Origin of the sequence: Erwinia sp. PsM31 (genome assembly GCF_030433775.1) — a bacterium.
Classification (GTDB): domain Bacteria; phylum Pseudomonadota; class Gammaproteobacteria; order Enterobacterales; family Enterobacteriaceae; genus Erwinia; species Erwinia aeris.
In genome coordinates, this window is the sequence record NZ_JARUWZ010000007.1 from 41,501 (window position 1) to 66,037 (window position 24,537).

A 24,537-nucleotide genomic window follows, 5' to 3' on the forward strand; every position below is an offset into this window, starting at 1 on the left:
TATGACTTTCTGGCGTAAATCCGTTGTGGATGCTAATTAAGTTGCGTAACAGATTTTATCAGGTAGAGTGTGGGCGTTTCGGGTTCCGGGCGTAAAACTGGCTTTACGCTTTGTTAGTGATGCGCTTAACAGTTTGTAAAAGGTGTCGTTAATCAGTGAGTTGGCTTCCTGAGCGGGAAGCGTTAACAGGGAAAGTGCCGGATTCTGCCGTCGGCCATGAAGGTTTTAACGCGCTGGATTGCCCGCAGGCTTTCGGCACAATTTACTCTCGGATGTTTTAATCAGGTAAAGGTAAATATGGGCAAAGCTCTCGTAATAGTTGAGTCCCCGGCAAAAGCCAAAACAATCAATAAATATCTCGGAAACGACTACGTGGTGAAATCCAGCGTCGGTCATATCCGCGATTTGCCGACCAGTGGATCAACAGTTAAAAAGAGCGCTGACTCTACAACCAGTAAGACCACCAAAAAGGTGAAAAAGGACGAGAAGGCCGCGCTGGTCAGCCGGATGGGCGTCGATCCTTATCACGGCTGGGAAGCGAACTATCAGATCCTTCCCGGCAAGGAGAAAGTGGTCTCCGAGCTGAAAGCGCTGGCGCAAAATGCCGACCACATCTATCTCGCAACCGACCTTGACCGCGAAGGGGAAGCCATTGCCTGGCACCTGCGGGAAGTGATCGGCGGTGATGATTCGCGCTTCAGCCGCGTGGTGTTTAACGAAATCACCAAAAATGCTATTCGTCAGGCTTTCGACAAGCCGGGCGAACTGAATATCAATCGGGTTAACGCTCAGCAGGCGCGCCGCTTTATGGACCGCGTGGTGGGCTATATGGTTTCGCCGCTGCTGTGGAAGAAAATCGCTCGCGGACTGTCCGCCGGGCGCGTGCAGTCGGTCGCCGTGCGGCTGGTGGTGGAGCGCGAGCGCGAAATCAAAGCGTTCGTGCCGGAAGAGTATTGGGAACTGCATGCCGATCTGAATACGCCGGAAGGCACGCTGCTGCCGATGGAAGTGACTCATCAGCACGACAAGCCTTTCCGTCCGGTTAACGGCGAGCAGACCCAGGCCGCCGTCAGCCTGCTGGAAAAAGCGCGCTATCAGGTTACCGACCGTGAAGATAAGCCGACCAGCAGCAAGCCCGGCGCGCCGTTTATTACCTCAACGCTGCAACAGGCGGCCAGTACCCGTCTGGGCTACGGCGTGAAAAAAACCATGATGATGGCACAGCGCCTCTATGAAGCGGGCCACATTACCTATATGCGTACTGACTCGACCAATCTGAGTCAGGATGCGGTCAGCATGGTGCGCGGCTATATTGAAAACGAATTTGGCGAAAAATATTTGCCGAAGGCCGCCAATGCCTATGCCAGCAAAGATAACTCGCAGGAAGCGCACGAAGCGATCCGTCCTTCGGACGTCGCCGTCCTGGCCGAGCAGCTGAAGGATATGGAAGCCGACGCGCAGAAGCTGTATCAGCTAATCTGGCGTCAGTTCGTTGCCTGTCAGATGATGCCGGCGCAGTATGACTCCACGACGCTGACCGTCAGCGCCGGCGAGTTTAAACTCAAGGCGAAAGGGCGCACGCTGCGCTTTGACGGCTGGACCCGCGTGATGCCTGCGCTGCGCAAGGGCGATGAAGATCGCACGCTGCCGCCGGTTGAAGTGGGTAAAGAGCTGGCGCTGCAGCAGCTGAAGCCAAGCCAGCACTTTACCAAACCGCCGGCACGCTTCAGCGAAGCCTCGCTGGTGCGCGAGCTGGAAAAACGCGGCATCGGTCGTCCTTCTACCTACGCCTCGATTATCTCGACCATTCAGGATCGCGGCTACGTGCGCGTGGAAAGCCGTCGCTTCTATGCGGAAAAGATGGGCGAAATCGTTACCGACCGGCTGGAAGAAAACTTCCGCGAGCTGATGAACTACGACTTCACCGCGCATATGGAAAACAGCCTGGATCAGGTTGCCAACAACGAAGCGCAGTGGAAAGGCGTGCTGGATAAATTTTTCGCCGACTTCAGCCAGCAGCTGGAAAAGGCGGATAAAGATCCGGAAGAGGGCGGCATGCAGCCGAACCAGATGGTGCTGACCACCATCGATTGCCCAACCTGCGGGCGTAAGATGGGTATCCGTACCGCCAGCACCGGCGTGTTCCTCGGCTGCTCGGGCTATGCGCTGCCGCCGAAAGAGCGCTGCAAACAAACCATCAATCTGATCCCAGAGAATGAAGTACTGAATATTCTCGAAGGCGAAGATGCGGAAACCAACGCGCTGCGCGCGCGCCGTCGCTGCGGCAAATGCGGCACGGCGATGGACAGCTATCTGATCGATAACCAGCGCAAACTGCACGTGTGCGGCAACAACCCAAGCTGCGACGGTTACGAAATCGAGCAGGGCGAATTCCGTATCAAAGGCTATGACGGGCCGATCGTAGAGTGCGAAAAGTGTGGCGCGGAGATGCACCTGAAAATGGGGCGTTTCGGCAAGTACATGGCCTGCACCAACGACGACTGTAAAAATACCCGTAAGATCCTGCGTAACGGCGATGTTGCGCCGCCGAAAGAAGATCCGGTTCCGCTGCCGGAGCTGCAGTGCGAAAAATCGGATGCTTACTTTGTACTGCGCGACGGCGCGGCAGGCGTTTTCCTGGCGGCTAACACCTTCCCTAAATCCAGGGAAACGCGCGCGCCGCTGGTGGAAGAGCTGCAACGCTTCCGCGATCGCCTGCCGGAAAAGCTGCGCTATCTGGCCGACGCGCCGGTTGCCGATGATGAAGGCAACAAGACGGTAGTGCGCTTCAGCCGCAAAACGAAGCAGCAGTACGTCAGTACGGAAAAAGAAGGTAAGGCTACAGGCTGGACGGCGTTCTACGTCGACGGCAAATGGGCCGTCACCGAAAAAGCGGCGAAAGCCAGTAAGAAATAACCTGTCGGGCCGGCGTTTCAGCTGGCCCGTTTTTCTCCTGCGGCTTCAGCCCTGCTATACATTCCACCCATCTTTGATATGATTGTTATAGATATACCTTTCCTTATTATAAAATCGCATTAGGCCGATACGTTGTGCTCTGTCAGCACAGCCCGTCGGCGCGCGGCGCCAAACTGGACGGATCAAACATGAAATTGCAGCAGCTGCGTTACATCGTTGAAGTGGTCAATCACAATCTGAACGTCTCTTCAACGGCTGAGGGGCTTTATACATCGCAACCCGGGATCAGTAAGCAAGTACGTATGCTGGAAGACGAGTTGGGTATCCAGATCTTTGCCCGCAGCGGCAAGCATCTGACGCAGGTCACGCCCGCAGGCCAGGAAATTATCCGTATCGCCCGCGAAGTGCTGTCAAAAGTCGAAGCCATCAAATCAGTCGCCGGGGAACATACCTGGCCGGATAAAGGCTCGCTGTATGTTGCTACAACGCACACGCAGGCCCGCTACGCGCTGCCCAACGTGATTAAAGGCTTTATCGAACGCTATCCTCGCGTTTCGCTGCATATGCATCAGGGCTCGCCTACGCAAATTGCAGAAGCGGTGTCTAAAGGCAACGCGGATTTTGCTATCGCTACCGAAGCGCTGCATCTTTATGACGATCTGGTTATGTTGCCTTGCTATCACTGGAATCGCGCCATCGTGGTGACGCCGGATCATCCGCTGGCAGGCAAAGAAAAAGTCTCTATCGAAGAGTTAGCCGAGTATCCGCTGGTTACCTATACCTTCGGCTTTACCGGACGTTCAGAGCTGGATACGGCGTTTAATCGGGCTGGCCTGACGCCGCGTATCGTTTTCACCGCGACGGATGCGGACGTGATTAAAACCTACGTACGTTTAGGATTGGGCGTGGGTGTCATCGCCAGCATGGCGGTCGATCCGGTCTCGGATCCGGATCTGGTCAGAATAGAAGCTACGGACGTCTTTAGCTTCAGCACCACCAAAATCGGCTTCCGCCGCAGCACCTTTTTGCGCAGTTACATGTATGATTTTATTCAGCGTTTCGCGCCGCACCTGACCCGTGACGTCGTCGATACGGCCGTGGGGCTGCGCTCGAACGAAGATATTGAAGCAATGTTTAAAGATATTAAATTACCCGCCAAATAATTTTTCGCCCCTGCATCCCTATTCAGAGCCGCGACGCGGCTCTGCGATAATCATTGGTCCTGCCTGTTACTGCAATTGATAAAATCTTTTTATTCTTTTTACGTAAATGCCGCCCCCATCACATGTTTTTCCAAAGTTATTCATTAAATGAGAAACAGTACACATTTTTCAGCGGGCATCTTTGCGCACCTCCAGGATGATTCTCATACTCTGGTTATCAAGGCGCGACAGGGCGCGAACGGCAAGGAGGTTTCAATAAATGCTGATTTATCAATGGTGCGAAAAAACAGCTATTGTCAGTAAATTTGGCTTAAAGGGTAATTTGTTAACGCGAGTTTGGTTAAGTACGATCAATAGATTTCATAAACTTTAATGAATACTATTAATCGTTCGGCGTAATAAAAATAGCTGGATTTCACGCCATAAAATGTTTAGGATTCCTCCTAATTTCTGATTGCTCAAAACAATCGTTTCAATGAGAGTGATTATCAAAAACTATGGCTAGCAGAATTTCTGTAGAAACCGACTTCGGTCACAAAGCTCTGAAGGTTCAGCGTAACAGCAATCTGAGACGCAAGGCCTGGTTAGCGGTATTCGCCGCATCGGCGCTGTTTTGGGGAGCTGTTGCAGTCGTGATTTGGCAGATATGGGGGTAGCGATGCACCTGCAGTATTCGGATCAAAAACCACAGCAAGCTGTTAAGTTGAAAAAAGTAGAGTGTAAAAGCAAAGCGAGAGAGAGCATCATCCCGGAAAGCTGGGGGCTGAGCGAAGTGCAACGTAACTTTATTGATTTTATGACGGATAAAACGAATAAAGCTTAAGCCTTACGCTTATATTCACTCTTTGTTTTAACCATGACAAATATAAATATTAACATTATTTAACGGACCAGCTATTTCTGGTCAGGGCACGCTGTCGGCCCAACGATGGGAAACCACAATGGCAACCCATTGATAAACGGTAAAACCTGCTCGCAAAGGCGTGAGGTTTTGAAGTAATACGTTTGGTCTTATAAGACCTGAGTGAGGGCAAAAATGAATTTAACTCAAATGACATGGTTCAGTGCCTGGACGTTTTCAGCCTTATTCTGGGCTAGCCTGCTCTGGCTGAGCATGGTCATGCATTAATAAAGCATATTTAAACAGATATTAACGACGCCTCGCTGAGCAATCAGCGGGGCGTTTTTCTTTTATGCTTCATCGATGTTATCAAAACGTTACGCCAACTTTGTACTATCTTTAAATCAAACCCTGCTTTTATTCAGGTTATGCGAAGATAAACGAAGGAGGAGTAATGTCGTCTACCCTACGTGAAATAACAAAAGACGCGCTGGAAGTTAAAGGTCAACGTTATCACTATTACAGCCTGGCCAAAGCCGCCGGGCAGCTTGGCGATCTCTCCCGTATGCCCAAATCCCTGAAAGTGCTGCTGGAAAACTTGCTGCGCTGGCAGGATGAAGATTCCGTTACCGATGAGGACATCCGCGCGCTGGCAGGCTGGCTGGCTCAGGCGCATGCCGACCGCGAGATCGCCTATCGGCCCGCCCGCGTGCTGATGCAGGACTTTACCGGCGTGCCCGCGGTGGTCGATCTGGCCGCTATGCGCGAAGCGGTGAAAAGACTGGGCGGGGACGTGGCTAAAGTGAATCCGCTTTCGCCAGTCGATCTGGTTATCGACCACTCGGTTACCGTTGACCGTTTCGGCGACGACGACGCCTTTGAAGAAAACGTGCGTCTGGAGATGGAGCGTAACCATGAGCGCTACGTCTTTTTGCGCTGGGGGCAGAAAGCCTTTAACCGTTTTAGCGTGGTGCCGCCGGGCACCGGGATTTGCCACCAGGTCAACCTGGAATATCTCGGCCAGGCGGTATGGCATGAAATGCAGGACGGTGAGGAAGTTGCCTATCCCGACACGCTTGTTGGCACGGACTCGCACACTACCATGATTAACGCGCTGGGCGTCTTGGGCTGGGGCGTGGGCGGTATCGAGGCGGAAGCCGCTATGCTGGGGCAGCCGGTGTCAATGCTTATCCCTGACGTGGTTGGCTTCAAGCTTAACGGTAAACTCAATCCTGGCATTACCGCCACGGATTTAGTGCTGACCGTGACCCAGATGCTGCGTAAACACGGCGTGGTAGGGAAATTCGTTGAATTCTATGGTGATGGCCTGGCTGACCTGCCGCTGGCGGATCGCGCTACCATCGCCAATATGGCGCCGGAATATGGCGCAACCTGCGGCTTTTTCCCCCTGGACGACGTCACGCTGGGCTATATGAAACTTACCGGCCGCAGCAGTGAACAGGTGGCGCTGGTGGAAGCCTACGCCAAAGCGCAGGGGCTGTGGCGTAATCCCGGCGATGAGCCGGTATTTACCAGTTCACTGGCGCTGGATATGGCTACCGTTGAAGCGAGCGTGGCCGGGCCGAAACGGCCGCAGGATCGCGTTTCGCTGGGCGAAGTGCCGCAGGCTTTCCAGGCCAGTAACGAGCTGGAAGTCAATCGGGCGCAGAAACAGCACCAGTCGGTCAGCTATCGCGACAGCGCCACGGGCAAGGAGCATCAGCTGGAAGATGGCGCAGTAGTGATTTCAGCCATTACTTCCTGCACCAATACCTCCAATGCCAGTATCCTGATGGCGGCGGGCCTGCTGGCGAAAAACGCGGTAATGCTTGGCCTGGACCGCAAGCCGTGGGTAAAAGCGTCGCTGGCGCCGGGATCCAAAGTGGTTTCCGACTATCTGGCGGCGGCGCGACTGACGCCTTATCTGGACAAGCTGGGCTTTAACCTTGTTGGCTACGGCTGTACTACCTGTATCGGTAACTCCGGCCCGCTGCCTGACGCTATCGAGAGCGCGATTAAAAAAGGCGACCTGACGGTTGGCGCGGTGCTTTCCGGCAACCGCAACTTTGAAGGCCGAATCCATCCTTATGTCAAAACCAACTGGCTTGCTTCGCCGCCGTTGGTGGTGGCCTATGCGCTGGCTGGCAATATGAATGTTAATCTGGAAACGGATCCGCTTGGTACTGACAAGACCGGCAAGCCGGTATATCTGAAAGATATCTGGCCGTCACCAGAAGCGATTGCGGAAGCGGTACAGCTGGTTTCCACCGATATGTTCCATAAAGAGTACGCGGAAGTGTTTGAAGGCACGCCGGACTGGCAGGCCATCAGCGTTAGCGAAGCGGCCACCTACGACTGGGACGAAGGATCTACCTATATTCGCCTTTCACCGTTCTTTGATGATATGGAAAAAGAGCCGAAGCCGGTTGTTGATATCAAGGGCGCCAGGATCCTCGCGATGCTGGGCGACTCGGTCACTACCGACCATATTTCGCCTGCCGGCAGTATCAAAGCGGAAAGCCCGGCCGGGCGCTATCTGCTTGCTCATGGCGTCGAGCGGGGCGATTTTAACTCTTACGGCTCGCGACGCGGCAACCATGAAGTGATGATGCGCGGTACCTTTGCCAACATTCGCATCCGCAACGAAATGGTGCCGGGCGTGGAAGGCGGCATGACGCGTTTCGTGCCCGGCGACGAGCAGCTGGCGATCTACGATGCGGCGATGAAATATCAGCAGCAGGGGACGCCGCTGGCGGTGATCGCCGGGAAAGAATATGGCTCCGGCTCCAGCCGCGACTGGGCGGCTAAAGGCCCGCGCCTGCTGGGGGTGCGCGTGGTCATCGCCGAATCTTTTGAGCGTATCCACCGTTCAAATCTGATTGGGATGGGCATACTGCCGCTGGAGTTCCCGGAAGGCGTAACGCGTAAAACGCTGGGGCTGACCGGTGACGAGCAGATCGACGTGGAAAACCTGAGCCAGCTGAAGCCCGGCGGCACGGTGAAAGTCACGCTGACCCGTGCGGACGGCAGTCAGGAAACGCTGCAAACGCGCTGCCGTATCGATACCGGCAACGAGCTGACCTACTACCGCAACGACGGCATCCTGCACTACGTTATACGTAACATGCTGGTCGAGAGCTAAAACAAAAATGCCCCTTTTCAGGGGCCTTCAGACTGCTGACGAACCTAAATAGCCGAGGCATACTGGCGTTTTACAGCAACTCAGCTGTTTCTCGGCGGCAGAGGCAGAGCGGATAAGCGGACCGTTTTCGCGCATGGACGCGCGAAACGAGCCTCCATGGACGGATTCACGGCGTGTCCGTGTTCCGATCTGCCTCTGCTGCTTTTCACCGGCCTGAAAGCGACTTGATGGCGGAGAATGAGTTTGTCAACGACCTCAAATGCCCCTTTTCAGGGGCATTTTTTTGCGCGGAAGGGGGAAAGCGCCGCGCGGAAAAACAAAACGGGACGCTGTCGGCCCCGTATCCGTTACTCTTTTGGCAAGAGATGACCCATCTTCTCGGCTTTGGTATCAAGGTAGTGCGCGTTTTCAGGATTGCGCCCGACAATCAGCGGCACGCGCTCGATGATATTAATCCCCGCCTCGCTAAGGATCTCGACCTTACGCGGATTGTTGGTCAGCAAACGCACTTCATTAACGCCCAGCAGCTTAAACATGTCCGCGCAAAGGGTAAAATCGCGCTCGTCGGCCGCAAAGCCAAGCTGGTGGTTAGCCTCAACGGTATCGTAGCCTTTATCCTGCAGGGCATAGGCGCGGATTTTATTCAGCAGACCGATATTGCGGCCTTCCTGACGGTGATAAAGCAGAACGCCGCGGCCTTCTTCCGCGATATGGTTCAGCGCCGCCTCCAGCTGGAAACCGCAGTCGCAGCGCAGGCTGAACAGAGCATCGCCCGTCAGGCACTCGGAATGCACGCGCGCCAGCACCGCCTCGCTGTTCGTTATATCGCCATAAACCAGCGCCACATGGTCGTGACCGGTTGCCAGTTCTTCAAAACCAACCATGAGGAAATCTCCCCACGGCGTGGGCAGTTTGGCTTCTGCTACCCGTTTAAGCTGCATGTGACTCTCCAGATACATCAGGGGCTGCGCTAACCTTTGCGCCGACCATTCATAATAGCTATTTTGCCACAATCGGGCGTCGGGCGGTTAACCTCTTCGAGCGATTGTTTTAATACCGCACAATTATCGCCATCTCAATCAATATGTTATTATTTTTTATCACGTTGTCATCAGAAATAAATCAATGCCTTACTGAATCGCCGGGGAAAGCCATGTTTGAGATCGCCAAACGCACCACGCTGGGTGCTCTGTTGCTGTTGATTATGCCGTTCGGCGTGCTGCTGTCCGGCTGGCGCTGGCAGCCGGTGGAAACAGGGTGGGGCCATCAGCTGCTGTTCTGGCTGACCGAAACCGTGACCAGTCCATGGGGAACCTTAACCAGCGTGATCCTCTGCGCGTGGTTCCTGTGGTGCCTGCGCTATCGCCTTAAGTCGGCAATTATTCTGTTGCTGATCGTGGTGTCGGCAATCCTGCTCGGGCAGTACACCAAAACGTTTATTAAAGATCAGGTACGCGAGCCGCGCCCTTATGTGCTGTGGCTGGAGCAAAACCACGGGCTTGATGAAAAATACTTTTACGAGCAGACCCGCAAGCAGCGCAGCGTAATGGTGCGGGAAGCGATTGCGGAAGATCCTCGCCTGCCTGACTGGCTGAAGGCGCACTGGGAATTTGAAACCGGCTATGCTTTCCCTTCTGGTCATACCATGTTTGCAGCCAGCTGGGCGCTGCTGGCGGTAGGGCTGTTATGGCCTCGCCGCCGTATCGTCACGCTGTGCGTGCTGGTGGCCTGGGCGATTGGCGTGATGGCAAGCCGTCTGGTGCTGGGAATGCACTGGCCGCGCGACCTGATCACCTCGACGCTTATCAGCTGGGTGCTGGTCACGCTGGCGACCTGGCTGGTGCAGCGCTACAGCGGGCCGCTCACCGTTCCGCCGGCGGAAGAGCAGGAAATAAGCGAACGCGACGAGGCGTGATTGTGTTCGCGCCGTTTGCCCCCATAACCTGAGGATTGGGCAGGCATTTCATGCGCCCTGCGCGCATCAGGCAAGCAACAGGGCTAATTTTTTGGCATAATTCATCTGGTTATCACCAGACTATGGGACGGACTGTGAAATACTTGCTGATTTTTTTACTGGTTTTAGTGATTTTCATTATCTCTATTACGCTTGGCGCGCATAACGATCAGGTGGTTACCTTTAACTATCTGCTGGCGCAGGGCGAATATCGCGTTTCGACGCTGTTGGCTACGCTGTTCGCTGCGGGTTTTTTAATCGGCTGGGCGATTTGCGGTCTGTTCTGGCTCCGTCTGCGCGTGGCGCTGGCTAATTCCCAGCGTAAACTGAAACGTCTCCAGCAGAAGCTGGGGCAGGCAGAAGAAGCGGCGGCTCAGCCAGCCGTGCCTGCCGTTAAGGAATAATCCCCTATGTTGGAACTGCTGTTTCTGTTGCTGCCTGTTGCCGCTGCCTATGGTTGGTATATGGGGCGCAGGAGCGCGCAGCAGGATAAGCAACAGGAAGCGAGCCGCCTGTCGCGCGATTACGTCGCCGGCGTCAATTTCCTGCTGTCCAATCAGCAGGATAAAGCGGTCGATCTCTTTCTGGATATGCTGAAGGAAGACAGCGGCACGGTAGAGGCGCATCTGACGTTGGGTAACCTGTTTCGCTCGCGAGGCGAGGTTGACCGGGCTATCCGCATTCATCAGGCCCTGATGGAAAGCGCTTCGCTGACCTACGATCAGCGCCTGCTGGCCGTGCAGCAGCTGGGCCGCGACTATATGGCCGCGGGTTTTTACGATCGGGCGGAAGAAATGTTCAGCCAGCTGACCGATGAGACGGACTTCCGCGTCGGCGCGCTGCAGCAGCTGCTGCTTATTCATCAGGCGACCAGCGACTGGCCAAAAGCCATCGAGGTGGCCGAACGGCTGGTAAAGCTGGGCAAAGAAAAGCAGCGTATGGAAATTGCGCATTTCTACTGCGAGCTGGCGCTCCAGGCGATGGGCAGCGACGATCTGGATCGCGCTATGGGCCTGCTGAAAAAAGGCGAATCCGCCGACAGGCAGAGCGCCCGCGTCTCGATCATGATGGGGCGTATCCACATGGCGAAAGGCGACTATGCAAAAGCGGTTGGGTTTTTACAGCGCGTGATAGAACAGGATAAAGAGCTGGTCAGCGAAACGCTGGCGATGCTGGAAACCTGCTATCAACAGCTGCAACAGCCCAACGCCTGGGCCGAGTATCTGAAGCGCTGCGTTGAGGAAAATACCGGCGCGGCGGCCGAGCTTTACCTCTCTGACGTCATTGAAAAAGACGAGGGCGGCGAAGTGGCGCAGATCTATATTAATCGCCAGCTGCAGCGCCATCCTACCATGCGCGTTTTCCATCGCCTGATGGATTACCACCTGCATGAAGCGGAAGACGGTAGGGCAAAAGAGAGCCTGATGGTGCTGCGGGATATGGTCGGCGAACAGATCCGCACCAAGCCGCGCTACCGCTGCCACAAGTGCGGCTTTACCGCCCATGCGCTTTACTGGCACTGTCCTTCCTGTCGCGCCTGGTCCTCGGTTAAACCTATCCGCGGCCTGGACGGGCAATAAACCGGCCAGCGGCTCCTGTTGTGGAGCGCTGGCTTTTTTAACAGGTGAAAAATAGTTACAACATACTAATGAGTAAACTTCATATCAGGGTTTCAGCAGCAATGAGAGCCGCATGGTCTGGCAGGCGAAAAGGGAAAACTTGCCGCTAAACTGTGAATTTAACGACGTCGCAGGTAGAATGCTTGCCGTTTATCTCCTGCACCCTGCGGTGCGCTATTTCAGAGGGTTTCAACATGCAATCATCTCACGGCTCCCGGATCCTGGTGGCGCTGGACTACGCTAATCATACCAGCGCCATGGCCTTTGTTGACCGTATCGATCCGCGCAGCTGCCGCCTGAAAATCGGCAAAGAGATGTTTACGCTGTTTGGCCCCCAGCTGGTGCGGGATCTACAGCAGCGCGGCTTTGAGGTGTTTCTGGACCTGAAATTCCATGACATCCCCAATACTACCGCACATGCCGTTGCGGCGGCGGCCGATTTGGGCGTCTGGATGGTTAACGTCCACGCCAGCGGCGGCGCGCGAATGATGACGGCCGCTCGTGAGGCGCTAAAGCCCTTTGGTAAAGACGCGCCGTTGCTGATCGCCGTGACCGTACTGACCAGTATGGAAGCGGAGGATCTGCGCGGGATTGGCATCGAGCTTTCGCCAGCGGAGCATGCTGAAAGGCTGGCGCGGCTCACGCAGCAGTGCGGCCTGGACGGGGTGGTATGCTCAGCGCAGGAAGCGGCGCGCTTCAAACAGACGCTGGGCAGCGACTTTAAATTGGTCACGCCGGGCATTCGTCCTGCGGGCAGCGAGGCGGGCGATCAGCGGCGCATTATGACTCCGCAGCAGGCGCTACAGGCCGGGGTGGATTATATGGTGATTGGTCGTCCCGTCACCCAGGCCGCTGACCCGGCAGCCGCGTTGAATAACATCATCGCATCACTTCAGGAGGCATAATGGCCGATAACAACAGCCGTCTGGTCTATTCCACCGAAACCGGACGCATCGATGAACCCAAAGCGGCGGTACAGCGGCCAAAAGGTGACGGCATCGTGCGCATACAGCGGCAAACCAGCGGCCGTAAAGGCAAGGGCGTATGCCTGGTCACGGGCGTCGATCTGCCGGATGCCGGTCTGGAAAAGCTGGCGGCCGAGCTGAAGAAAAAATGCGGCTGCGGCGGATCGGTTAAAGAGGGCGTGATTGAAATTCAGGGCGACAAGCGCGATCTGCTGAAAACGCTGCTGGAAGCTAAAGGACTGAAAGTGAAGCTGGCGGGCGGCTGAAGCAAAAAGGCCGCGTTTTGTCGCGGCCTTGTGCTTTCTTTGCTTAACGGTCAGCCGTTAACGGCTGATCTGATGACCGATGATCCCGCCCACAGCGGCACCGCCGACGGTGCCCAGACCGCTGCCGTTAGAAAGAATAGACCCGCCGATAGCACCCGCGCCCGCGCCGATAGCGGTATTGCGATCGCGTTTCGACCAGTTTGAGCATCCGCTTAAGGAAAGCACCAGAGTGGCGGCCAGCAGGCCAGCGGTAATACGTTTAATTGTTACTGACATAGTCACTTCTCCATCATTGCTGCTGCAGGAATAACGCTATAAGTATAGAGGTTTACCTTGCCTTTTGGCCCGGATACGCCCGTTTCTTAGCGATTTATCTCACGTAAATAAAACATTGCCATCATATATCACGTCGTTCTTACCGTACTCGTGAAGCAACACTTACACATTTGTTAAGTTTCAGACTTATTTCTGTAAAGGTATTGCTGGCACGTATTCTAAGCATAGACGATCGTCTTCACAGGTAAAAAATCTTAATTTCCCACGCTTTTTACCGTCACCCAGCTAATTTCTGCCACGCATCCAGCGATTGCCTCCATACCCTGATGGCTGGCCAGCGGGGACAATGTAGAAAAAAGTGGGAGAAACCAAATGCTGGAAGAACTGAAACAACAGGTGTTGGAAGCCAATCTGGCGCTGCCTCGCCACGGTCTGGTGGTGTTCACCTGGGGTAACGTAAGCGCGGTCGATCGTGAGCAGGGCCTGATAGTGATTAAACCTTCCGGGGTCAGCTATGAGGCGATGAAACGCGAAGATATGGTCGTGGTCGATCTGCACAGCGGCGAGGTGCGGGAAGGCAATATGCGGCCTTCTTCCGATACCGACACGCACCGCGCGCTCTATCTGGCCTGGCCTGAGGTAGGCAGCATTGTCCATACGCATTCCCGCCATGCCACCATTTGGGCGCAGGCGGGCAGAGAGATCCCCGCCTGGGGCACTACCCACGCCGATGATTTTTACGGCGCCATTCCCTGTAGTCGCCAGATGACGCCGGAAGAAATCGGCTCCCGCTATGAGTGGGAAACGGGGCAGGTGATTATCGAAACTTTCCGTGAAAAAGATCTGGATCCGCTGGCTGTGCCGGCCGTTCTGGTCAATTCCCACGGCCCGTTTTGCTGGGGAAAAACGCCGGAAAAAGCCGTGCATTCGGCGGTCGTGCTGGAAGAAGTCGCCTATATGGGCATTTACAGCCAGCTGTTAACGCCGTCGCTGCCCGCCATTCAGCAGCCGCTGCTGGACTGCCATTATTTACGCAAGCACGGTAGCAATGCCTGGTATGGTCAGATAAAATAATTTAATCAGAAATCATAACGTTATTTCCCTCCACCGGTCTTTGCGGTAAAAACCGTCAGTTATTAGCGCCTCGCTGGCTTTCAGGCCAGCGGGGTGAAAATAATTTACCTTTAAAATCAAACGAAAGTACAGCCGTCTCGCACTCTGCATTACGCTTGGAGCGCGCTTAAGCGCACCCATAAACAGAGGATGAGAATATGACCGTAATTAATCAGACCACCTGCCGGCTGTTTAGCGAAGCTGGACAAACCACTCAGCTTTCCGCCTACTACGAAGAAGGACGACGCACGTTATGGATGATGCTACGCGCGCAGCCGCGCCCCAGCTTTAACCATGAGCTTATCGAAGAGATAATGAACCTTAGCTATGCCGCGCAGCGTTCCGGCTTGCCCATCGACTTTTGGGTAACCGGCTCGCTGGTGCCGACGATGTTTAATGCGGGCGGCGACCTCGGATTTTTTGTGGAATGCATTAAAAACGGGCGTCGTGAAGCGCTGCGGGCCTACGCGCGCGCCTGCGTGGACTGCATTCATGCGGCGGCGCGCGGGTTTGATACCGGCGCGGTGACCATCGCCATGATCGAGGGCAGCGCGCTGGGCGGCGGCTTTGAGGCCGCGCTGGCGCACCACTTTATCCTGGCGCAGGACACGGCGCGCATGGGCTTCCCGGAAATTGCGTTCAACCTGTTTCCGGGCATGGGCGGCTATTCGCTGGTGGCCCGGCGTTCGGGCATGAAGCTGGCGGAAGAGCTGATCTGCGAAGGAGAGTCGCATTCGGCGGAATGGTTCGAAACGCGAGGGTTGGTCGATCGGCTGTTCCAGCCGGGCGAGGGCTACCAGACTACCCGCACCTTTATCGACACGATGAAACCGAAACTCAACGGCGTCAGAGCGATGTTAAAGGCGCGTCAGCGAGTATTGCAGCTGACGCGGGCAGAGCTGATGGATATCACCGAAGATTGGGTGGAATTCGCCTTTTCTATCGAACCCAAGGATATAGCCTATATGGAAAGGCTGGTACAGCTGCAGAACCGCCACAGCGCGCAGGTTATGCGTAAAGCGGGTTAAGCACCGGCGTAACGTTTTGCCAGCCATTGCTCCAGCGCGTCTGCGGGCATAGGCCTGGCATATAAAAATCCCTGGCGAGCGTCCACACCGCTCGCCATTATAAATGTCTCTTCCTCTGTCGTTTCGATACCTTCCGCGATAACCTGCAAATTCAACGCCTTCGCGACCGCGACAATCGCCCGCACCAGCGATTGTGAAACCGGCTGACTGTTAACGCCGCGAATAAAGCTTTGATCCAGCTTGATGGCGTTAATCGGCACGCGCGCCAGCTGCGAAAGGGAGGAGTAACCGGTGCCGAAATCGTCCAGATGCACTTCCGCTCCCAGCGCCTGGAACTGATTCATCAGCGTCAACGCCTGCTGCTCGTTTTCAATCAGGCAGCTTTCGGTCAGCTCAATATCCAGCGGGCAGCTCGCCAGGTTCGCTTTGCCCAGCGCGCGCTTCAGATCGATATAGATGCTTTCATCAAGCAGCTGGCGCGGCGAGACGTTAACGGCCACGCGCAGGTTGATGCCTTTTTTGCGCCAGGCCAGGATCTGTTCAAGCGCGGTCAGCATGACCCAGCGGCCCAGCGGCACGATCAGCCCCGACTCTTCGGCATAGGAGATAAAGTCCGCCGGTGAAACCAGCCCGCGTTCCGGCGACACCCAGCGTACCAGCGCCTCTACGCTATGCACTTCACCGGCCCGATCCAGCTTGGGCTGATAGTGGATAATCAGCTGATCCTGCTCCAGCGCCTTGCGAAGATTGGTATCCAGCCAGAGATATTCAAATACCCGCTGATTCATTTCAGCCGCAAAAATGCAGTACTTGCCGCGCCCGTTCTCTTTTGCCGTATACATGGCCGTATCCGCATTGCGGATCAGGCTCTCGCGATCTTCGCCATGCTGCGGACTCAGCGCGATGCCGATAGAGCAGCCGGAATAGACTTCAATCAGCCCGATGCGAAAGGGCTGTCTGAGCCTGTCGAGAATGCGCGTAGCCATCGCTTCCAGCTCTTGCTGCGTCGCGCCGACCGCCAGCACCAGGAATTCGTCGCCGCCCAGGCGCGCCAGCGTCTGGTTCTTTGCGAGGCAGCTTAAGATAGCCAGCGACACCGCTTTTAACAGCTGATCGCCGAACATATGGCCATAGGCGTCGTTAACTTTCTTAAAATTATCCAGGTCGAGATAGACGATACCGATCTGCTGCTGCACCTCTTCCGCCAGCGCTTCTGCGATAGCGTTATTGATCGCATTACGATTGGGCAGGCCAGTAATGCCGTCGGTGTTCGCCAGTACCCGCAGACGCTCCTGCGCCCGTCGCTCTTCGGTAATATCGGTGCCGGAGCAGATCAGGAAGATTTCATTTTTCCCGCTGCCGCTGTGGACAAACTTGTTTCGGAAAAGAAACAAACGCTGTCCCTGACGGGTTTTCACCCATCTTTCCACTTCGTAAGAGTTGCCGTCGCGGAAAAAACCGCTGATGTTGCGACGTGACGAAGCCGCCTCCTGACGGGTCATAAACAGCTGGAAGACGTTGCGGCCGATAACTTCCTGTTCTTTCAGCCCGGTATACTCCTCGCTTTTGCGGTTAAAGCGCTGAATATTGCCGCGCTGGTCCAGGATGACGATCACCGAGTTGGCTTCCGACACCACCTGTTCGGCAAACGAAAGGCCCAGCGCCAGATCGCGCGCCACGCTTGCGGTATCGCCCCAGGCGGAGGCGCTGCCCGCCCATTCAGTCTGGTTAACGCGGCGGCCAACCAGATGCATGGAAAGCGGCTCGCCATACAGCGACACCGTCAGGTTCACGCTGGAGGTGATCACGGTCATCGCGCGCAGCAGGCTCGCCTGCGTAGGCGTTAAGGGGATAACGACGTGCGTATCGGCCGATTCATCCTCTGCAAATAAAAGCGCATCGCTGTCGGACTTTAAACGCCAATGAGGGCTGTTAGTACCAAACCAGGTATAAAGTAGTGATTGCCCTTGCTCATCGGTCATCAGATTTCTCCCTGGAGGATGCAATACAGGCTGTATCTTCTTATTTTAGCAACAGTATTCGGCAAACAGGATAATCACAAGCGCAATGTTTAAGATATTTTTTATGTCGGAAATTAACTATGGCGAAAAAAGCCCCGACCGCGCGATCGGGGCGGAGATCAGCAGGGACATTTTCCGACTTTTCCCGCCACGGAAGGAAAGCGGGCTTCCAGGCAGTAGCGGTGAAACTCTTTCTCCGTCATGGCCTTATTAGCGGGATGATGCTGCTGCATATGTCGCAGGTAGGTTTGATAGTCCTGAACGCCAACCATCAGGCGAAAACACTGCGCCAGCCGCGACATTAACAAACGTAACGTTAGTGATTCTTTTAATACCGTTGTGGCTAAAGGTCGACAGCGGATCACCTGAAGCCGGTTTCTTGCAGGTCGGGAAAAAATCGCTCTAGCCATGACGCGCCTCGCTTCGCAGGGAAATATCGGCTTCGTGCACCGTCGGACTTTGACTGTTTAATGCGCGACGAATGACGAAAAAAGCCGCGATAAGCATGGTAACGGCAACCAGCATAAAAAAGGCGCAGAGCGCGGCGTTGATCTGATTGCTGAACACGATAGTCTGCATATCCGCTACAGTTTTGGCTGGCGCGATAATCATGCCGTCCTCAATGCCTTTAGAAAACTTTCTGGCCTGAGCAAGAAAGCCAATGGCCGGTTTTTCGTGGAAAATCTTCTGCCAGCCTGCATACATTGAGGTGATAAAAAGCCACGCCGTCGGCAGGATGGTCACCCAGGCGTAACGCTGTTTTTTCATCTTAAACAGGACAACGGTGCCGAGGATCAGCGCCATTGAGGCCAGCATCTGATTACCGATGCCGAACAGCGGCCACAGCGTGTTGATGCCGCCAAGCGGATCGACCACGCCCTGATAGACAAAGAACCCCCAGCCCGCTACCGCCACGGTGGTGCCCGCCATATTGCCCAGCCAGGAACGGTTGTTCGCCAGCGACGGCACCACGGTGCCCACCAGATCCTGCACCATAAACCGGCAGGCGCGGGTGCCCGCATCCACGGCGGTCAGAATAAACAGCGCCTCAAACAGAATGGCAAAGTGATACCAGAACGCCATCATGGCGCGGCTGTTAAACACTTCGGTAATGATATGCGCCATGCCTACGGCAAAAGTAGGCGCGCCGCCGGCACGAGAAAGGATAGTGCCTTCGCCAACATCTCTGGCGATGCCGCTCAGCATTTCCGGCGTCACCACAAAGCCCCAGCCGTTAATAGCCTGCGAGGCGGATTCTACCGTAGTGCCGATTAGTGCGGCAGGCGAGTTCATGGCGAAATAGACGCCAGGCTCAATGACCGAAGCGCAGATCAGCGCCATAATCGCGACAAACGATTCCATCAGCATCGCGCCGTAGCCAATCATGCGGATATGGCTCTCACGTTCAATCAGCTTGGGCGTGGTGCCGCTGGAGACCAGCGCGTGAAAGCCGGAGATAGCGCCGCAGGCGATAGTGATAAACAGGAAAGGAAACAGGCTGCCGGCGAACACCGGGCCGCTGCCGTCAATAAAACGCGTCACGGCGGGCATTTTCATCTCCGGCATGGCAAACAAAATGCCGATAGCCAGACCAACAATCACGCCGATTTTCAGGAAGGTGGAAAGGTAATCGCGCGGCGCCAGCAGCAGCCACACCGGCAGCACGGAAGCGACAAAACCGTAAATAACTAACACCCAGGTCAGCGTAGTGCCTTTGAGGGTAAAAAACGGCCCCCAAAACTCGTGTTGCGCGATGTTGCCGCCGTAGATAATTGCCGCCATCATCAGCACAAAACCAATCAGCGATACTTCTGCGATTTTTCCCGGACGCAGAAAGCGCATATAAATCCCCATAAACAGGGCAATAGGGATGGTGGCCGCGATAGTAAACAATCCCCAGGGGCTGTTGGCCAGCGCTTTGACCACCACCAGCGCCAGCGCGGAAAGAATAATGATCATTACGCCCAGCGCGCCCAGCATGGTTACAACGCCCGCGAACGCGCCCAGCTCCTGTTTCGCCATTTCGCCCAGCGAGCGGCCGTCGCGGCGGGTGGAGATAAACAGGATCAGGAAATCCTGTACCGCACCCGCAAGCATTACGCCGATCAGGATCCACAGCGTGCCGGGCAAAAAGCCCATTTGCGCCGCCAGAATCGGGCCGACCAGCGGGCCGGCGCCGGCGATAGCGGCAAAATGGTGGCCGAACAGTACCCATTTATTGGTGGGCACGTAGTCCAGCCCGTCGTTGAGCCTTTCGGCGGGAGTGAGCCGACGGTCGTCCAGTTCGAACACGTTTTTGGCGATAAAGCGGCTGTAGAACCGCCATGCGATGCTGTAGCAGGCCACGGCGGCCACCACCAGCCAGAGCGCGTTAACCTGTTCACCGCGGCTGAGCGCCAGCATGGCGAAGGCGATCGCGCCGACTATCGCCACGCCGGCCCAGACAATGGCCGATTTTACCTTGATCATCACAATACTCCTTGTTATCTCCCAGCGAGATAACGCTAAAGTAATGTTGATATTTTGTTAGTGAAAGCAGGGGGAATAAGAAGTGTGAGGCAAGAGGTTTTTTTCTCCGCGCGACCTCAGAGAGCAAGGGCGACAGAAGCAGGCGGGACAGGGCGTCCCGCCTGACAGAGCATCAGGCTGCCGGACGAGCCACGATGCTGCGGGTTTCCATCCGCACTTCTGCGATGGTCACTTCGATCAGATCGGTCACGCGATAAACCACTTCGCCTTTGATCTGCACCGTGCCGCTTTCCTGGCTGCATACCATCTCATCACGTACCGCGTGAATAAACGGCGCAGGGATAAAGGCAACGGCGCCGTTAGCGGTCAGGCGCACGCGCATGCCGCCGCGAGACACATCGATAATCTCCGCCGCAAAGCGCTCGTCGGTGCCCGCCGCTTTCTGCAGGAAACGGGAATAGAGCCAGTCGCCCACGTCACGCTCTGCCATACGGTTCAGGCGGCGGCGCTCGCTCATCTTCACGGTAATCTCATCCTGCGGACGGGAAGCCGCTTCGCCTTTGATCATCGCTTTCAGCAGGCGATGGTTGATCATATCGCCGTACTTACGAATAGGCGACGTCCAGGTCGCATAGGCTTCCAGTCCCAGCCCGAAGTGCGGACCAGGCTCGATGCCGATTTCGGCGAACGACTGGAAACGACGGATGCGGCTGTCCAGGAACTGGGTCGGCTGCGCGTCCAGTTCGCGACGCAGCACGCGGAAACCTTCCAGCGTGGCGATAGCCTGCGGATCGACCTTCACGCCGTGGTTTTCCAGCACGCTGGCGGCCTGCTCGGCGTTCACCAGGTCAAAACCGAGGTGAATGTTGTAGATCCCGAAGCCCAGCTTCTCGCGCAGCACGGTGGCAGCGCAGATGTTGGCGGTGATCATCGCTTCTTCCACGATGCGGTTAGCGATGCGGCGATGTTCAGCAACGATATCCAGCACTTCGCCTTTTTCGCCCAGCAGGAAGCGGAAGTCAGGGCGATCTTTAAACACCAGCGCGTGGGTTTTACGCCACTCGCCGCGCGCCAGGCACAGCTTGTGCAGCAGACGGATCTGGGTAGCGATCGCGTCGTTTTCCGGCTGCCAGTCGCCGCTGTTTTCCAGCCAGTCGGAAACCTGGTCGTAAACCAGCTTGGCTTTGGATTCAATCCAGGCCGCGAAGAAGTGGATATCTTCGCCCAGCGTGCCGTCGGCCGCTACCGTTACGCGGCAGGCAAGCACCGGACGGCGCTCGTTGGGACGCAGCGAGCAGACGTCATCGGAAAGCTGGCGCGGCAGCATCGGAATGTTAAAGCCCGGCAGGTAGTTGGTGAACGCGCGCTCGGCGGCAATAGCATCCAGCTCGCTGTTCGCCGCCACGTAAGCGGTCGGATCGGCGATAGCGATAGTCAGGCGCAGCTGGCCTTCCGGTAATGCTTCTACGTACAGCGCATCGTCCATATCTTCCGTGCTGGCGCTGTCGATGGTAACAAAATCCAGCGCGGTCAGATCTTCGCGCTCAAGCTGCTCGTCAAGCATCTCGCCAGCCACGGCTTCCGGCGCTTCGCGCTCCAGATTGTGGCGGGAAAGCGTCACCCACCACGGCGCCAGATGGTCGTCAGCGGTGGTGATAAAAGCGGTCAGCTCGGCGTAGAAAGTGCGATCGCCTTTCAGCGGATGGCGCTTCATCTCGGCCACGGCCCAGTCGCCAGCCTGGAATTCATGATTCAGGTTGCGGTCGGGACGGCACTGAATAGCGTCTTTGAGCAGTGGATGATCGGGCACGATAGAAAGGCGATCGTCTTTCTTCTGCACGCGGCCGACAAAACGCGTCAGGAAAGGCTCAACAAGTTTTTCCGGATCGGCGACTTCACGATCCTTATCGGTTTGCAGCACGGCAACAATGCGGTCACCGTGCATCACTTTTTTCATGAACGGCGGCGGAATGAAATAGCTTTTCTGGGCATCAACTTCCAGAAAGCCGAAGCCTTTTTCGGTGCCTTTTACCACCCCTTCAACACGCGGCGTCTGGGAGTGGAGTTTCTCTTTGAGCTGCGCGAGCAGCGGGTTATCCTGGAACATAATCTCAACGTTTTCGTGGCCTAAGAGCGGCAGACAGTTTTACGCGATTAACCGCCCCGCGGCAAGTAAAAAGCCCGGAAAATCGCGGGCTTTGCGAGGCTGTGCGCTGAATTGCCGCGCTTTTTTTGGCACGGGCTGGCGGCGGCAAAAGGGCGGAAGAATTTTCCAGCCGCGAATGCCTGTCGCCAGCCGTAAGAAATAAAAAAGCCGGGAAAATCCCGGCCTGGTGTTAGCGCATTGTGACTCAGGCGATACGCAAGCCTGGCTTCACTTCGGACAGGGTGATTTTCACCGGCACCGATTTAGACGTTGGCGTGCCGCTGCCGTCGCCAAAGCTGGAAAGCGGCACCAGCGGGTTGGTTTCCGGATAGTAGGCCGCCAGGTTGCCTTTTGGAATGTTGTAAGGCACCAGCTTGAACTCGCTGACTTTACGGGTGATCCCGTCGTTCCACAGCGTTTCGATATCCACCTTGTCGCCCGCCGCAAAGCCCAGACGCGCCATATCTTCCGGATGGATAAACAGCACTTCGCGCTGGCCATACACGCCACGGTAGCGGTCATCAAGGCCGTAAATCGTGGTGTTGTACTGGTCGTGCGAGCGCAGCGTTTGCAGCGTAAACGGCACTTCCACATCCAGCTGCGGGAACAGCGAGTCCGGCAGGCTGGCGGCGCTGAACTGCGCTTTATTGTTCAGCGTATTGAAACGGAACTCTGCCGCGGCGTTGCCCAGATAGAAACCGCCCTTGATATCGCACTTAGCGTTGAAATCCGTAAAGCCCGGAATGGTAGCGGCGATATGGTCGCGGATCAGATTGTAATCCGCTGCCAGGCCCAGCCAGTCCACTTTTTCCGAACCCAGCACGGCGTGCGCGATACCGGCAACGATCGCTGTTTCGGAACGCTGCGTCTCGGCGATAGGCTTGCCCACGCCTTCAGAGGCGTGAACCATGCTGAAGGAGTCTTCCACGGTGATAAACTGCGGGCCGGTCGCCTGGATATCCTGCTCGGTACGCCCCAGCGTCGGCAGGATCAGCGCGTCAACGGCACCAGGACACAGGTGGCTGCGGTTCAGCTTGGTGCTGATCTGCACGGTCAGGCCGCAGCGACGCAGCGCCTCTTCGGTGCGCGGGCTGTCCGGCGCGGCGGCGGCCAGGTTGCCGCCCAGCGCGATCAGCACTTTGATCTCGTCACGCAGCATCGCTTCCAGCGCTTCAACCGTGTTGTGACCGATTTCGCGCGGTGGCTCAAAGCCAAAGTGTTTGCCCAGGCTGTCGAGGAAGGCCTGAGAAGGCTTCTCGTCAATGCCCATGGTGCGGTTGCCCTGCACGTTGCTGTGGCCGCGAACCGGGCAAAGGCCTGCGCCTTTTTTGCCCAGCTGGCCAAACAGCAGCTGCAGGTTAACGATCTCGCGCACCGTATCCACAGAATGCTTGTGCTGCGTGATGCCCATCGCCCAGGTACAGATCACGCGCTCGGCGCTCTGGTAGATAGCGGCCGCTTCACGGATCTGCTGTTCGGTCAGGCCGGACTGCTGAACGATATGCGACCATTCCGTCGCCTCGACGGCAGCCAGGTAAGCTTCCATGCCTTCGGTTTTGGCATTGATAAAGACTTCATCAAACAGGCCAGGTTCGCCAGCCGCCAGACGGGCATAATGCGTTTCCGCCAGCGCTTTCACCATGCCGCGCACCGCTGCCATATCACCGCCGAGGTTTGGCTGATAATAGGTAGAGCTGATGGTGCCCGCTTTACTGGTTACCACTTCCAGCGGCTTCTGCGGATCCGCAAAGCGCTCCAGGCCACGTTCGCGCAGCGTGTTAAAGGTCACGATTTTTGCACCGTGATCGGCGGCGTGACGCAGGCTGTGCAGCATACGCGGGTGGTTGGTGCCGGGGTTCTGGCCGAAAACAAAAATAGCGTCCGCATGATCGAAATCATCCAGGCGAATAGTGCCTTTGCCCACGCCGATGCTGCGCTTCAGGCCGGTGCCGCTGGCCTCGTGGCACATATTTGAGCAGTCCGGGAAGTTATTGCTGCCGTTCATACGGCCAAACAGCTGATAAAGCCAGGAGGCTTCGTTGCTGGCGCGGCCAGAGGTGTAAAGCTCCATCTGGTCAGGATTGTCCATCGCCTTGATATGGCGGGCGATCAGGGCAAACGCGTCGTCCCAGCTGATGGGCTCGTAATGGTCGGTTTCACGATTGTAGCGTAGCGGCTCGGTCAGGCGACCCTGATATTCCAGGAAGTAGTCGCTCTGCTTATAGAGGGCGGAAACGCTGTGTTGAGCAAAGAAGCTGGCGTCGATAAAGCGGCGCGTCGCTTCCCAGGTCACGGCCTTGGCGCCGTTTTCACAAAAGCTGAAGGTGCTTTTGTTATCGTCGCCCCAGGCGCAGCCGGGACAGTCAAAGCCTTTGGCTTTGTTCATGCGCATCAGGTTGCGCATATTTTTCAGAACTTGTTTGCTGTCAAAAACGAAACGGGTTGTCGCTTCCAGTGATCCCCAGCCGCCCGCCGCCGCCTGGTAGGGTTTTATTGCAGTTTTAAATTTCATAGTGCTTCGCAGGTGGTTACAATGTTTTTGTCTTGTTAAGAAGTTATTACTTCTTTTATCGGCACAGTCTGTGACTTCTTAACAAAATTGTCTAATTGATTGCTTT

19 protein-coding genes are annotated in these 24,537 nt (G+C 56.0%); 12 read left to right on the forward strand and 7 right to left on the reverse strand.

Annotated elements, in window-relative coordinates; all coding sequences use genetic code 11:
* The first annotated feature begins 297 nt into the window (after positions 1-297).
* The 5 genes from topA to acnA all read left to right on the forward strand — a co-directional run bounded on the left by topA (position 298) and on the right by acnA (position 8,062).
* A complete protein-coding gene (gene topA / locus QCD69_RS07990) occupies positions 298-2,916 on the forward strand; it encodes a type I DNA topoisomerase (RefSeq protein ID WP_301251642.1) in 2,619 nt (872 codons plus the stop codon).
* A gap of 188 nt (positions 2,917-3,104) precedes the next feature.
* Positions 3,105-4,079 carry an HTH-type transcriptional regulator CysB gene (gene cysB / locus QCD69_RS07995; protein WP_253453834.1) on the forward strand — a complete coding sequence of 325 codons (975 nt, stop codon included), beginning with the start codon at positions 3,105-3,107 and terminating at the stop codon, positions 4,077-4,079.
* Between the two features lie 497 nt (positions 4,080-4,576).
* Positions 4,577-4,735 carry a YmiA family putative membrane protein gene (locus QCD69_RS08000; RefSeq protein ID WP_125287712.1) on the forward strand — a complete coding sequence of 53 codons (159 nt, stop codon included), beginning with the start codon at positions 4,577-4,579 and terminating at the stop codon, positions 4,733-4,735.
* Between the two features lie 2 nt (positions 4,736-4,737).
* Positions 4,738-4,902 (forward strand): hypothetical protein, encoded by a 165-nt coding sequence (locus QCD69_RS08005; protein WP_253453836.1) that lies wholly within the window; start codon positions 4,738-4,740, stop codon positions 4,900-4,902.
* Positions 4,903-5,374: 472 nt separating this feature from the next.
* The gene (acnA, locus tag QCD69_RS08010) at positions 5,375-8,062 is read left to right on the forward strand and encodes an aconitate hydratase AcnA (RefSeq protein WP_253453837.1); all 2,688 of its coding nucleotides are present in this window, start codon (positions 5,375-5,377) and stop codon (positions 8,060-8,062) included.
* 347 nt (positions 8,063-8,409) lie between these two features.
* Here the strand turns inward: acnA and ribA are convergent, their stop codons facing one another.
* Positions 8,410-9,003, reverse strand: coding sequence for a GTP cyclohydrolase II (ribA, locus tag QCD69_RS08015; protein ID WP_125287710.1), 594 nt, complete (start codon positions 9,001-9,003; stop codon positions 8,410-8,412).
* Between the two features lie 212 nt (positions 9,004-9,215).
* On the opposite strand from ribA, the gene pgpB reads away from it, so the two are divergent.
* From pgpB to yciH, 5 genes are all read left to right on the forward strand, one after another.
* Positions 9,216-9,977 carry a phosphatidylglycerophosphatase B gene (pgpB, locus tag QCD69_RS08020; protein ID WP_253453839.1) on the forward strand — a complete coding sequence of 254 codons (762 nt, stop codon included), beginning with the start codon at positions 9,216-9,218 and terminating at the stop codon, positions 9,975-9,977.
* A 134-nt stretch (positions 9,978-10,111) separates the two neighbouring features.
* Positions 10,112-10,420 carry a LapA family protein gene (locus QCD69_RS08025; RefSeq protein WP_253453841.1) on the forward strand — a complete coding sequence of 103 codons (309 nt, stop codon included), beginning with the start codon at positions 10,112-10,114 and terminating at the stop codon, positions 10,418-10,420.
* 6 nt (positions 10,421-10,426) lie between these two features.
* Positions 10,427-11,596: a lipopolysaccharide assembly protein LapB gene (lapB, locus tag QCD69_RS08030; RefSeq protein ID WP_253453843.1), complete on the forward strand. Its 1,170-nt coding sequence runs from the start codon at positions 10,427-10,429 to the stop codon at positions 11,594-11,596.
* 182 nt (positions 11,597-11,778) lie between these two features.
* Positions 11,779-12,540, forward strand: a complete 762-nt coding sequence (gene pyrF, locus QCD69_RS08035; RefSeq protein ID WP_441004978.1) for an orotidine-5'-phosphate decarboxylase — start codon at positions 11,779-11,781, stop codon at positions 12,538-12,540.
* Positions 12,540-12,866: a stress response translation initiation inhibitor YciH gene (gene yciH / locus QCD69_RS08040; RefSeq protein ID WP_301251646.1), complete on the forward strand. Its 327-nt coding sequence runs from the start codon at positions 12,540-12,542 to the stop codon at positions 12,864-12,866. Before pyrF ends, yciH begins: the two co-directional genes overlap by 1 nt.
* A 57-nt stretch (positions 12,867-12,923) precedes the next feature.
* On the opposite strand, the gene osmB is transcribed toward yciH, so the two are convergent.
* A complete protein-coding gene (osmB, locus tag QCD69_RS08045; protein ID WP_125287704.1) occupies positions 12,924-13,142 on the reverse strand; it encodes an osmotically-inducible lipoprotein OsmB in 219 nt (72 codons plus the stop codon).
* A gap of 372 nt (positions 13,143-13,514) precedes the next feature.
* Here osmB and QCD69_RS08050 point away from each other — a divergent pair, with 372 nt between their 5' ends.
* Together QCD69_RS08050 and QCD69_RS08055 are read left to right on the forward strand one after the other, a co-directional pair.
* On the forward strand, positions 13,515-14,216 hold the full coding sequence (locus tag QCD69_RS08050; protein ID WP_253453849.1) for an L-ribulose-5-phosphate 4-epimerase: 702 nt from the start codon (positions 13,515-13,517) through the stop codon (positions 14,214-14,216).
* Positions 14,217-14,413: 197 nt separating this feature from the next.
* Positions 14,414-15,283 (forward strand): crotonase/enoyl-CoA hydratase family protein, encoded by an 870-nt coding sequence (locus tag QCD69_RS08055; protein WP_253453851.1) that lies wholly within the window; start codon positions 14,414-14,416, stop codon positions 15,281-15,283.
* Here QCD69_RS08055 and pdeR read toward each other — a convergent pair.
* From pdeR to QCD69_RS08080, 5 genes are all read right to left on the reverse strand, one after another.
* Complete coding sequence (pdeR, locus tag QCD69_RS08060; protein ID WP_253453853.1) at positions 15,280-17,265, reverse strand: cyclic di-GMP phosphodiesterase; 1,986 nt, start codon at positions 17,263-17,265, stop codon at positions 15,280-15,282. The genes QCD69_RS08055 and pdeR overlap by 4 nt on opposite strands.
* Before the next feature lie 158 nt (positions 17,266-17,423).
* The gene (locus QCD69_RS08065; protein ID WP_253453855.1) at positions 17,424-17,714 is read right to left on the reverse strand and encodes a YbdD/YjiX family protein; all 291 of its coding nucleotides are present in this window, start codon (positions 17,712-17,714) and stop codon (positions 17,424-17,426) included.
* A complete protein-coding gene (locus QCD69_RS08070) occupies positions 17,707-19,773 on the reverse strand; it encodes a carbon starvation CstA family protein (RefSeq protein WP_253453857.1) in 2,067 nt (688 codons plus the stop codon). Before QCD69_RS08070 ends, QCD69_RS08065 begins: the two co-directional genes overlap by 8 nt.
* Positions 19,774-19,945: 172 nt before the next feature.
* The gene (locus tag QCD69_RS08075) at positions 19,946-21,880 is read right to left on the reverse strand and encodes an exoribonuclease II (protein WP_301251650.1); all 1,935 of its coding nucleotides are present in this window, start codon (positions 21,878-21,880) and stop codon (positions 19,946-19,948) included.
* 244 nt (positions 21,881-22,124) lie between these two features.
* Positions 22,125-24,431, reverse strand: coding sequence for an FdhF/YdeP family oxidoreductase (locus tag QCD69_RS08080; RefSeq protein ID WP_253453861.1), 2,307 nt, complete (start codon positions 24,429-24,431; stop codon positions 22,125-22,127).
* Positions 24,432-24,537: the final 106 nt, after the last annotated feature.